The 10,905-nt window shown below is 65.9% G+C and carries 10 protein-coding genes; 3 read left to right on the top strand and 7 right to left on the bottom strand.

The window, feature by feature from the left end; genetic code table 11:
- Nucleotides 1-30: 30 nt before the first annotated feature.
- From RI841_RS10350 to can, 7 genes are all read right to left on the bottom strand, one after another.
- Complete coding sequence (locus RI841_RS10350) at nucleotides 31-981, bottom strand: LysR family transcriptional regulator (protein WP_310705527.1); 951 nt, start codon at nucleotides 979-981, stop codon at nucleotides 31-33.
- 63 nt (nucleotides 982-1,044) lie between these two features.
- A complete protein-coding gene (locus RI841_RS10345) occupies nucleotides 1,045-2,103 on the bottom strand; it encodes an oligopeptide/dipeptide ABC transporter ATP-binding protein (RefSeq protein ID WP_310705526.1) in 1,059 nt (352 codons plus the stop codon).
- On the bottom strand, nucleotides 2,103-3,122 hold the full coding sequence (locus tag RI841_RS10340) for an ABC transporter ATP-binding protein (RefSeq protein ID WP_310705525.1): 1,020 nt from the start codon (nucleotides 3,120-3,122) through the stop codon (nucleotides 2,103-2,105). The genes RI841_RS10345 and RI841_RS10340 overlap by 1 nt, the downstream gene beginning before the upstream one ends.
- Nucleotides 3,123-3,126: 4 nt before the next feature.
- Nucleotides 3,127-4,068: an ABC transporter permease gene (locus tag RI841_RS10335; RefSeq protein ID WP_310705524.1), complete on the bottom strand. Its 942-nt coding sequence runs from the start codon at nucleotides 4,066-4,068 to the stop codon at nucleotides 3,127-3,129.
- Entirely contained in the window at nucleotides 4,065-5,111 is a 1,047-nt protein-coding gene (locus RI841_RS10330) for an ABC transporter permease (protein ID WP_310705523.1), read from the bottom strand. The genes RI841_RS10335 and RI841_RS10330 overlap by 4 nt, the downstream gene beginning before the upstream one ends.
- Nucleotides 5,112-5,218: 107 nt before the next feature.
- Nucleotides 5,219-6,793 (bottom strand): ABC transporter substrate-binding protein, encoded by a 1,575-nt coding sequence (locus RI841_RS10325; RefSeq protein WP_310705522.1) that lies wholly within the window; start codon nucleotides 6,791-6,793, stop codon nucleotides 5,219-5,221.
- A gap of 148 nt (nucleotides 6,794-6,941) precedes the next feature.
- Nucleotides 6,942-7,592 (bottom strand): carbonate dehydratase, encoded by a 651-nt coding sequence (can, locus tag RI841_RS10320; RefSeq protein ID WP_310705521.1) that lies wholly within the window; start codon nucleotides 7,590-7,592, stop codon nucleotides 6,942-6,944.
- 160 nt (nucleotides 7,593-7,752) lie between these two features.
- Between can and gorA the strand changes: the two genes are divergently transcribed.
- The 3 genes from gorA to RI841_RS10305 form a co-directional block, all read left to right on the top strand.
- The gene (gene gorA / locus RI841_RS10315) at nucleotides 7,753-9,114 is read left to right on the top strand and encodes a glutathione-disulfide reductase (RefSeq protein WP_310705520.1); all 1,362 of its coding nucleotides are present in this window, start codon (nucleotides 7,753-7,755) and stop codon (nucleotides 9,112-9,114) included.
- Nucleotides 9,115-9,354: 240 nt separating this feature from the next.
- Nucleotides 9,355-9,933, top strand: coding sequence for a diaminobutyrate acetyltransferase (gene ectA, locus RI841_RS10310; protein WP_133634146.1), 579 nt, complete (start codon nucleotides 9,355-9,357; stop codon nucleotides 9,931-9,933).
- 110 nt (nucleotides 9,934-10,043) lie between these two features.
- Nucleotides 10,044-10,905 (top strand): diaminobutyrate--2-oxoglutarate transaminase (locus tag RI841_RS10305; protein ID WP_310705519.1); only part of this gene is annotated, 862 nt, incomplete at its 3' end.

Here is a 10,905-nt window from a genome sequence, read left to right as displayed (position 1 = left end):
GGGTGAGAGGCGAGGGCGTGGCAGTGGCGGTCATGGGGACTCCGGTGGAGGGATCGACGTGGGGTGACGGGGGTCGGCATGGTCGTGCAGAGCCTCCCAGAGGGCCTCGAGGGCGGCCGGGCGGTGATCGCGACGGCGGTAGAGGCGGATCTCCAGGGGCACCTCCCAGCGCGCATCGCCGGCCCGCACCAGGCGGGCCGCGGTCAGGTCGCCGCGCACGGTGCGTTCGGGCAGCCAGCCCAGGCCATAGCCGAGGCCGACCAGCTCGCGGATGTTACCGCTCTGGATGCTCTCGTGAAGCACCCGGAAGCGCGGCGCTCCGGGCAGCGCATCCAGGTGGCTGCGCAGGGCCAGGTCGATCAGCCCGCGGGGATGGTAGGCGATCAGTGGCAGGGTCAGGCGGGCCCCGGCCTGAAGCGCGAAACGCGGACCGCCGTCGGCCTCGGGCAGCGAGGTCGGGATCATCCGCTCGCTGCCCAGGCAGTGATGCACGAGTCCCTCAGTTTCCGGCATCCGGGGGCAGGCTCCCTGCGGCCAGTAGCAGAGCACCAGGTCGCACTCGTCGCGGGCCAGGGCCTCGAAGAAGTCGCTGGCCAGCCAGCCGGTGGCACGCAGGCAGGGCGTCAGCGGGGGCGGCGAGGCCCAGCCGGCCAGCCATTCGGGGAGGAAATGCGCCAGCAGGCTCTGCGGCGCCGCCAGCCGCAGCTGTCCGGCCTGCTGCTCGGCCAGGTGAACCAGCCGCTGCCGGGTCGCCGCCACCCGGCGGGTGACCTCCAGGCAGAGGCCGAAGAACTCCTCCCCGGCCGGCGTCAGCGACAGCGGCAGGGTCTGGCGATTGACCAGGGTGGTGCCCATCTCCTCCTCGAGCAGCTTGATGCGCCTTGAGAAGGTCGGCTGGGTGACGTTCTGCTCCTCCGCTGCCCGGGAGAAATGCCGGGTCCGAGCCAGGGTGATGAAGTCTTCCAGCCAGCGCAGTTCCATGTCGGTCCTCGTGCGTGCCGCGGCCGTGTCTCGGCCCGGCATTGTGCCATAGCGTGGCGGGCCTCAGTCGATGCGCCCTTCCTCCACGGCGTGACAGGCCACCTGGCCGGCGTCATCGGTGGCGATCAGGTCCGGGATCTCGCGCCGGCAACGCTCGTTCGCATGCGGGCAGCGGCCGTGGAAGATGCAACCCGACGGTAGGTCGACCGGCGTGGGCACTTCGCCCTCCAGGCGGATGTGCTGTGTCCGGTTATCCTCGAGGCGCGGGATCGCCGACATCAGGGCCTGGGTGTAGGGGTGTCGCGGCCGCGCAAAGAGCGTCGCCGTCGGGGCCACCTCGCAGACCCGCCCCAGGTACATCACCGCCACCCGGGTCCCGAAGTGCTCCACCACGGCGAGGTCGTGGGTGATGAACAGGTAGGTCAGATTGCGCTGCTGCTGGGCCTCCATCATCAGGTTCAGGACCTGGGCCTGGATCGACACGTCCAGCGCCGAGATCGGCTCGTCGGCCACGATGAACTCCGGGTCGACGGCGAGCGCGCGCGCAATGGCAATCCGCTGTCGCTGGCCGCCGGAGAACTCGTGGCCATAACGGCCACCCCAGTCGGCCGCGATGCCCACCGAGCTCATGACCTCGGCGACCTGCTGCTTGACGCGCTGTGGCGGCCAGTCCGGGTGGTGCAGGCGGATTGGCTCCTCCAGGGTCTGCTGGATGGTCATCCGCGGATTGAGCGAGGCATAGGGGTTCTGGAAGATCATCTGCATGCGCCGGCGGTAGGGCATCAGCGCCTTGTGGGAGAGGTCGTCGATGCGTTGGCCGTCATAGTGGATCTCGCCGGCACTGGGATGGAGCAGGCCCATCACGGTGCGGGCCACCGTGGACTTGCCGCAGCCCGATTCGCCAACCACGCAGAGCGCCTCGCCGCGGCGGATATCCAGGTCGACGCCATTGATGGCATGCACGTGCTTCTGCTCCCGGACGATCCGGCCCTTCCTGAACTTCAGCTGCTCGAGGAAATCCCCGGAGAGCGAGAAGTGCTTCTCCAGCCCGCGGATCTCCAGCAGGGGGCTGGCCGCCTCGGGGACCGGGCCAGGGGCTTGGGCGTGGGCGGTGGAACTCATCAGCGAATCTCCTCGGCCGGGATGCGTTCGCGCTCGAGCATCTCCGCGACCATGTGACAGGCGACCCGGCAGTTGCCGGAGGTCACGAAGCCGGGGACCTCGTCGATGCAGGTGCGGCGGGTGGTGCCGTCGGCGCGCTCGACGAAGCCGCAGCGTGGGTGGAAGGCACAGCCGCTCGGCAGGTTGTCAAGCGACGGCATGCTGCCGGGGATCTGATTCAGCCGGCTGCCCGGCGTGGCCATCTGGGGCAGGGCGTTGATCAGGCCCTGGGTGTAGGGGTGCTGGGGGTCGTTGATGATCTCCCGGGTCGGCCCCTGCTCGATCACCCGGCCGGCATACATCACCAGCATGCGCTGGGTGACCTGGCTGACCACGCCCAGGTCGTGGGTGATCAGGATCAGGCCGACGTTGTGCTTCTCGCACAGTTCCAGCAGCAGCGCCATGATCTCGGCCTGGATGGTCACGTCCAGCGCGGTGGTGGGTTCGTCGGCGATGATGATGTCGGGATCCAGCAGCAGCGCGATGGCGATGATCACCCGTTGGCGCATGCCGCCGGAGAGCTCGTGGGGATACTGGTCCAGGCGCGCCGCGGGGGAGGGGATCTGCACCTGCTCGAGCTTGTGCAGGGCGATCGCCCGGGCCTCGCGGGTCGAGATCCGCCGGTGGGCCTTGAGGCATTCGACCATCTGCGCGCCAATGCTCAGCACCGGGTTCAGGGTCATCATCGGATCCTGGAAGATCATCGACATGCGGTGGCCGCGGATATGACGCAGCGCCCGGTCGCTCATCCGGGTCAGGTCGCGACCGTCGAAGTGGATGCTGCCGCCGGCGATATAGCCCGGCTTGGCGATCAGGTTGAGCAGGCTGAAGGCCGCCACCGACTTGCCGGCGCCTGACTCGCCCACGATCCCCAGGCGCTCGCCGCGCTCGAGGCTGAAGCTGACATCGCGCAGCGCCTGGACATCGCCGCGGCGAAGGGCGAAGCGCACATCGAGATGGTTGACGTCGAGGAGTGCCATGGGATCAGCCCTTGTAGAGTCGCGGGTTGAGGACGTCACGCAGCCAGTCGCCGAGCAGGTTGATCACCAGCACCAGCACCACCAGCACCAGGCCGGGGATCAGCGTGATCCACCAGGAGCCCGACTGCAGGTAGTCGAAGCCCGACTTGATCAGCGAGCCCAGCGAGGGCTGTGTCTCGGGCATGCCCAGGCCGAGGAAGGAGAGCGCGGCCTCGGAGATGATGGCGTTGGCCACCTGCACCGTGGAGATGACGAAGATCGGCGACAGGGTGTTGGGCAGAATATGACGGAACATGATGCGCCGGCTGGTAAAGCCCATTACCCGGGCCGCATCGACGTACTCCTTGTGGCGCTCGGCCAGCACCGAGGCGCGCACCGTGCGTGCATACTGGGGCCATTCGGCCAGGCCGATGATCAGCACCAGCAGCGGTACCGCATAGGCGCTGAAGGTGGCGCCGCCGAAGGCCGCCTTGACCAGGGCGCCCACCACGATGGCCACCATCAGGGTGGAGAACGACAGCTGGATGTCGGCCAGGCGCATCAGGAAGGCATCCACACGGCCACCAAGGTAGCCGGCGAGCAGCCCGAAGCTGACGCCCAGCAGCGCCTGGAGGGCCACAGCGCCGAAGCCGATGATCAGCGACACCCGGGCCCCATAGAGGATGGTGGAGAGCAGGTCGCGGCCCTGGGCGTCGGTGCCCATCAGGTAGGTCGGGTCGCTGCCCTCGACCCAGAAGGGCGGCATCTCCGAAGCCATGATGTCGATCTGCGCCAGGTCATAGGGGTTCATGGGCGCCAGCCACGGGGCCAGCACCGCCACGGCGACCAGGGCGATGAAGACCACCAGGCTCAGCTGGGCGATCAGGTCACGCTTGAAGCTGTAGAGCAGGTAGGAGCCGCGAAAGCGTGACCAGCGGCTCGCCACCCGGGGGGTCGGGGGAGTCATGCGGGTTTCCCTGTCAGCTTGACGGTGGGATTGACCAGGCCATAGATCAGGTCCACCAGGGTGTTGGTGATCACGAAGATCAGCCCCACGATCATCAGGTAGGTGATGATCAGCGGCACGTCGGAGCGCTGGATGGCGTTGAGGAACATCAGCCCCATGCCCGGCCACTGGAAGACCGTCTCGGTGAGAATGGTGTAGGCCACCAGGGTGCCGATCTGCACCCCGCCCATGGTGATCACCGGCAACATGGTGTTCTTCAGGGCGTGCAAGAAATAGATGCGGCGCAGCGAGATGCCCTTGGCGCGCGCGAACTTCACGTACTCGGACTGCAGCACCTCGAGCATTTCGGCGCGAATCAGCCGGATGAACAGCGGCAGCATGATCGAGGCCAGCGAGATCGCCGGCAGCACCAGGTAGGTGAGGCCTTCCAGGGAGGCGAAGTTGGTCGCCCAGGTGCCGAAGACGGGCACCGGATTGCCGCGGCCGTAGGCCGGCATGCCGCCGTCGGTGCTGACCAGTTCATTGAGCCAGGCTCCCCAACCGGTATCGGCGGGGAAGGGCGACCAGCTTACGCCGATGGCGAACAGCTGGATCAGCATGATGGCGGTGAGGAAGACCGGAATCGAGATGCCGATGATCGACACGCCCATGAAGAAGCGCGACAGCCAGGCCCTGGGCCGTATGGCGCTGTAGACGCCGATCGGTACCGAGAGCAGCACGATCAGCAGGGTGGTGGCGAAGACCAGCTCGAGGGTTGCCGGCAGGTGGCGGGCAATGACCTCGGTGGTCGGCTGGTTGAAGATGTAGGAGTAGCCGAAGTCCAGCTGCAGGGCATTGCCCGCAAAGCGAAGATACTGGACCAGGAAGGGGTCATTGAGGCCCAGCTGTTCGCGCAGGGCCTCGCGCTCACTCTCCGGGACCGACTGGCCGACCATTTGCTGGATGGGGTCGCCCAGGTTGTCCTGGATCGCGAAGGCGATGATGCTGATGATGAACATCACCAGCAACGCATGGAAGAGGCGCTTGATCAGGAAAGCGATCATGGCTGGCGTCCCGTGTGCAACACGCGGCGACGCACTCGCTGGGCGAGCACGTCGCAGAGGTCAGGGTTTCGGATGGCCAGCTCGCGAGGAGCCAGCGAATGTCAGGCTTATTCGGCCTCGATGACCAGGTCCCCGAGGTAGGGGAAGTTCATCACGTTGAGGATCGGTTCGATCATGACGTTGTCCGCCGAGGCCCAGGCCAGGTCCTGCCAGTGCAGGGGCACCACAGCCGCTTCGTCGTGCAGGGTCTGTTCAACCTGCTGCAGCATCTCGGCCCGCTTCTCGAGATCGACCTCCAGGTTGGCCTCGGCCACCAGCTTGTCGAGCTCCGGGTTGCAGTAGTTGCCGGCGTTGTACTGGCCGGCGCCGGTGTCGGCGTCCGGACAGGCCGTCAGGTACTCGTGGAAGTTGGCGCTGTCCTCGGTGTCGGCGTGCCAACCGATCAGCATCATGTCGGCCGCACGGTCGTCGTACTCGCCCCAGTACTGGGCCTTGGGCAGCGTCTTGAGATCCACCGTGACGTTGATGCGCGCCAGCATGGCGGCCACCGCCTGGGCGATCTTGGCATCGTTCACGTAGCGGTTGTTGGGGGCCATCATGGAGATCTCGAAGCCGTCTTCATAACCAGCCTCGGCCATCAGCTGCTGGGCCTTCTCCAGGTCATGGCGTAGCTCGAGAGACTCGACGTGGCCGGCGTAGCCTTTTGGTGAGAACTGCGCCGCCGGGGTGGCGAAGCCCTTCATGAGGCGGTCGGCAATGCCCTCCTGGTTGACCGCATAGGCAAAGGCCTGGCGAACACGCGGGTCCTGGAAGGCCTCGACGCGCTCCTGGTTCATGTGGAAGAAGATGATCCGCGTGCCGGACATGGTGACCAGCTGGACGTCCTCGTCCTCGCGAATCCGTTCCAGGTCGTTGGGCGGTACCGGGGCGATGAAATCCACGTCGCCGGAGAGCAGGGCGGCCACGCGGGTGGCATTCTCGCTGATCGGGGTCAGCACGATCTGATCGACGTTGCCGGGGGACGCCTCGTCCCAATAGCCGTCGAAGCGATCGAACTCCATGCGGGTGCCCTTCTGGTGCTCGACCACGGTGAAGGGACCGGTGCCGGAGAGGTTGGCCGAGGCAAAGGAGTTGCCGTTCTTGACGATCTCGTCCTTGGGGTCGCCGTCTTCGGCAGTGCCGCTGTAGAACTCGCTGTCCAGCGGGAAGATGTAGGTCGCGAGGTTCAGCAGTAGCGGATAGGGCTCTGCGGTCTTGAATTCTACCGTGGTCTCATCGACCGCGGTGACGCTCGCGATGGGCTCGAAGATCGCCTTGAAGTCCGAGCTGCGCTTGAGGCGCTCGACCGTCCAGGCCACGTCCTCGGCGGTGAAGGAGTTGCCGCTATGGAATTCGACTCCCTCGCGCAGGGTCATGCGCAGGGTGGTGTCGTCGACCTGCTCCCAGGCGGTGGCAAGGCGCGGCTCGAAATCGAGTTCACTGGTCCAGCGCACCAGGGGGTCGAAGGTCATGTGGGAGAGCTGGAGGATACCGCCTGAGAGCTGCTCGTGGATGTCCAGCGAGACCGGATCGGCATCGTAGGCCATGCGCAGAGTGGTCTCGGTGCTGGCCACGGTGGGCAGCACGGTGGTGGTCATGGCGGCGCCGATCACGCTCGCCAGCAGGGTCTTCTTGAGAGTCATGTGTCGTTCCATGCCGGTTGAGTTGTTGTTGATGTGATGACCGCAAAGGTCTAGCCAACAACATAGTGAGTCCGGCCACGGAGGCACAATCGAAATTGTGAGAGGGCTCATGCGCCCGGCGAATGAGGCCCGCCGGGCGCGGCCTGGCTCAGTCCCCGGCGGAGGTGATGCGGTCGATACGATAGAGGGTGGCGACCTGGTCGAGGCCATGGACACTGCAGTCGAGGTCGGAAACCCGGCCATCGCTCAGCCCGTAGACCCAGCCGTGCACGGAGAGCGACTGGCCGCGCTGCCAGGCGCGCTGGACGATCTTGGTCCGGCAGAGGTTGTTGACCTGGGCCTCGACGTTGAGCTCGCACATGCGATCGACCTGCTCCTCCAGGGGCAGCGTTTCGAGGGCGCTACGATGGCGGCTGTAGAGTTCTCGGACCGAATGCAGCCAGTAGTCGACCATGCCGCATTCACCGCCGGCGACCGCCGCCCGCACGCCGCCACAGCCGTAGTGGCCGACGACCATGATGTGGCGCACCTTGAGGACGTCAACGGCGAACTGCACCACCGAGAGGGCGTTCATGTCATTGTGATGCAGCAGGTTAGCGACATTGCGATGGACGAAGACTTCGCCCGGCGGCAGGTCGATGATCTGGTTGGCCGGCACGCGGGAGTCGGAACAGCCGATCCACAGATATTCAGGGCTTTGCTGACGGGCCAGACGAGCGAAATAGTCCGGATCGTCCCGACACATCTTCTCCGCCCAGGTACGGTTGTTGGCCAGCAGTTTCTCGATCTCGTGTTTCATGTCAGGCTCCGGATGGCTCGGCAGGGAAGAACGGTGGCCTCTTGTAACCTCGCCTGCCGAGGCGGTCAACCACTCTCCCGGGGCGTCCCACCGGCTGGTATCATGCCCGCCGAGATTCACTGCGGGCCACCCATGGCCCGACCCTTGCCAGGAGACTTCCGTGTCAGACTACGACTATGACCTGTTCGTGATCGGGGCGGGTTCCGGTGGCGTCCGTGCCGCCCGCACCGCGGCCGCCACCGGCGCCCGGGTCGCCATCGCCGAGGATCGCTACCTGGGCGGCACCTGCGTCAATGTGGGCTGTGTACCCAAGAAACTCTACTCCTATGCGGCCCACTTCCACGAGGTTTTCGAGGACGCCGGCGGGTTCGGCTGGCAGCTGGCCGAGGCTCCACGATTCGAGTGGGCCACGCTGCGCGACAACAAGATCAGCGAGATCAAACGACTCAACGACATCTACGGACGCCTGCTGGACGCTGCGGATGTGCGCCTGATCAACGGTCGCGCCCGGGTAGAGGACGCGCACCATGTGACCGTCAACGACGAGACCTTCAGCGCGGAGAAGATCCTGGTTGCCGTGGGGGGCTGGCCCTGGACCCCGGATTTCCCCGGCAACGACCTGGTAGTCCACTCCAACCAGGTCTTCGATCTCGACACCTTCCCCGAGCGTTTCCTGGTGCTGGGCGGCGGCTATATCGCCGTGGAGTTCGCCAGCATCTTCAATGGCCTGGGCAGCGATGCCCACCTGGTCTACCGGGGCGAGCTCTTCCTGCGCGGCTTTGACCGGCAGGTGCGCGAGTTCACCCGCGACGAGATGACCAAGAAGGGCGTCCAACTGCACTTCGACGCCAACATCGCCTCGATCGAGAAGGTCGAAGAGGGCCTGCGAGTCAGCCTCACTAATGGCGAGCAACTCGAGGTGGATGCCGTACTGACCGCGACCGGTCGTCGTCCCCACCTCGAGGGTCTGGGCCTGGACCGCCTCGACATTGCGCTGACCGACAGCGGCCACCTCAGCGTCAATGAGCGCTTCGAGACCTCTGTGCCCTCGATCCTGGCCCTGGGCGACGTGACCGGTGGCCCCGAGCTGACCCCGGTGGCACTTGCCGAGGCCATGCAGATGGTCAGGCACCATTTCGAGGAGGCCGAGCCGACCCCGCTGGACTACCGCAACATCCCCACGGCGGTGTTCTGCCATCCCAATATCGGCACGGTGGGGCTCTCCGAGGCGCAGGCCCGCGAGGCGTATGGCGAGATCCGCGTCTATGTCGCCGACTTCCGCCCCATGAAGCACACCCTTTCCGGCAGTGGCGAGCGCTGCCTGATGAAGCTGGTCGTCGATGACGCCAGCGACGTGGTGGTCGGGGCCCACATGGTGGGCGAGGAGGCTGGGGAGGTGATCCAGGGCATTGCCGTGGCCGTGCGGGCGGGTCTCACCAAGGCTGACTTCGACGCCACCGTGGGCATCCATCCCACCGGCGCCGAGGAGTTCGTCACCATGCGTGCGCCGACCCGGCGCTGAGCCTTCGAGAGTCTCGGATACGCAGCGGGCCTCCCTCTGGGGGGGAGGGTGCGCTGCGTTTCGGCATCTCAATGTCACCGTAGTGAGCTATTATCGAAGAGAAGCGGCACGACTGGCGAGAGCGGATCGAGGAGCATAATTTTCCATTATGGATTCACGGTGCCAGGATAATCATGGCTTTGAATTGCCGATAGGCCGCTGTTATACTTCCTCCCAAATTCGCTACAGCGAACCATGACAATGAACGCAACCACCGAGCCCTTCACGCCCTCCGCCGACCTGGCCCGCCCCACTGTGGCGGACGCCGTGGTCGGTCACGAGGCCTACCCGCTGTTCATCCGCAAGCCCAATCCCGATGACGGCTGGGGTATCTACGAGCTGGTCAAGTCCTGCCCACCGCTGGATGTCAATTCCGCCTATGCCTATCTTCTGCTGGCGACCCAGTTCCGCGACAGCTGTGCCGTGGCCACCAACGAGGAGGGCGAGATCGTCGGCTTCGTCTCCGGCTACGTGAAGAGCAACGCCCCGGACACCTACTTCCTGTGGCAGGTGGCGGTGGGTGAGAAGGCGCGCGGTACCGGTCTGGCCCGTCGCCTGGTGGAGGCCGTAATGACCCGCCCGGAGATGGCCGAGGTTCACCACCTTGAGACCACTATCACCCCCGACAACCAGGCCTCCTGGGGACTGTTTCGGCGGCTTGCCGAGCGCTGGCAGGCCCCGCTCAACAGCCGCGAGTACTTCTCCACCGACCAGCTCGGTGGCGAACACGATCCGGAAAACCTCGTGCGCATCGGCCCCTTCCAGACCGATCGCATCTGAGCTCCCCGCTTCATCGCGCCTGCCGTCTCCACGGGCGGCAGGCGATCCCACACCCCTTCAGTCGCGCTCGCGCGTCCTGATACCCTTCTATTGCCAACAGGAGGTCGCACATGCAGACCCAGATCCTCGAACGCATGGAGTCCGAAGTCCGGACCTACTCTCGCTCCTTTCCGGTGGTCTTCACCAAGGCCCGGAATGCACGCCTGACCGACGAGGAGGGCCGCGAGTACATCGATTTCCTGGCCGGTGCCGGCACCCTGAACTACGGCCACAACAACCCGCACATCAAGCAGGCGCTGCTCGACTACCTGGCCGAGGACAACATCATCCACGGCCTGGACTTCTGGACCGCCGCCAAGCGTGACTACCTCGAGGCCCTCGAGGAGGTGATCCTCAAGCCCCGCGGCCTGGACTACAAGGTGCAGTTCCCCGGGCCGACCGGCACCAATGCCGTCGAGGCGGCCATCCGCCTGGCTCGTCATGCCAAGGGCCGCCACAACATCGTCACCTTCACCAACGGCTTCCACGGCATCACCATGGGGGCGCTGGCCACCACCGGCAACCGCAAGTTTCGCGAGGCCACCGGCGGGGTGCCGACGGTCGGCGCCAGTTTCATGCCCTTCGACGGCTACCTGGGCGAGGGTGTCGACACCCTGGACTACTTCGAGAAGCTGCTCGGCGACAAGTCCGGCGGCCTGGACATTCCGGCCGGCGTCATCGTCGAGACCGTGCAGGGTGAGGGCGGCATCAACGCCTGTGGCCTCGACTGGCTCAAGCGCCTCGAGCAGATCTGCCGCGCCCACGATATCCTGCTGATCGTCGACGACATCCAGGCCGGCTGCGGCCGTACCGGCAAGTTCTTCAGCTTCGAGCATGCCGACGTCGTCCCGGACATCGTCACCAACTCCAAGTCGCTCTCCGGTCTGGGCCTGCCGTTCTCCCAGGTGCTGATGCGCCCCGAGCTCGATATCT

The sequence above is a fragment of the Halomonas sp. genome (genome assembly GCF_031581305.1).
Lineage (GTDB): Bacteria > Pseudomonadota > Gammaproteobacteria > Pseudomonadales > Halomonadaceae > Halomonas.
The sequence above is the reverse complement of the archived record's forward strand: the minus strand, read 5'-3'. Positions and strand labels throughout refer to the sequence as shown.

Coding starts and splice junctions, on each gene's coding strand:
- RI841_RS10350 (WP_310705527.1), bottom strand. CDS start 981: ATGGAACTGCGCTGGCTGGAAGACTTCATCACCCTGGCTCGGACCCGG.
- RI841_RS10345 (WP_310705526.1), bottom strand. CDS start 2,103: ATGAGTTCCACCGCCCACGCCCAAGCCCCTGGCCCGGTCCCCGAGGCG.
- RI841_RS10340 (WP_310705525.1), bottom strand. CDS start 3,122: ATGGCACTCCTCGACGTCAACCATCTCGATGTGCGCTTCGCCCTTCGC.
- RI841_RS10335 (WP_310705524.1), bottom strand. CDS start 4,068: ATGACTCCCCCGACCCCCCGGGTGGCGAGCCGCTGGTCACGCTTTCGC.
- RI841_RS10330 (WP_310705523.1), bottom strand. CDS start 5,111: ATGATCGCTTTCCTGATCAAGCGCCTCTTCCATGCGTTGCTGGTGATG.
- RI841_RS10325 (WP_310705522.1), bottom strand. CDS start 6,793: ATGACTCTCAAGAAGACCCTGCTGGCGAGCGTGATCGGCGCCGCCATG.
- can (WP_310705521.1), bottom strand. CDS start 7,592: ATGAAACACGAGATCGAGAAACTGCTGGCCAACAACCGTACCTGGGCG.
- ectA (WP_133634146.1), top strand. CDS start 9,355: ATGAACGCAACCACCGAGCCCTTCACGCCCTCCGCCGACCTGGCCCGC.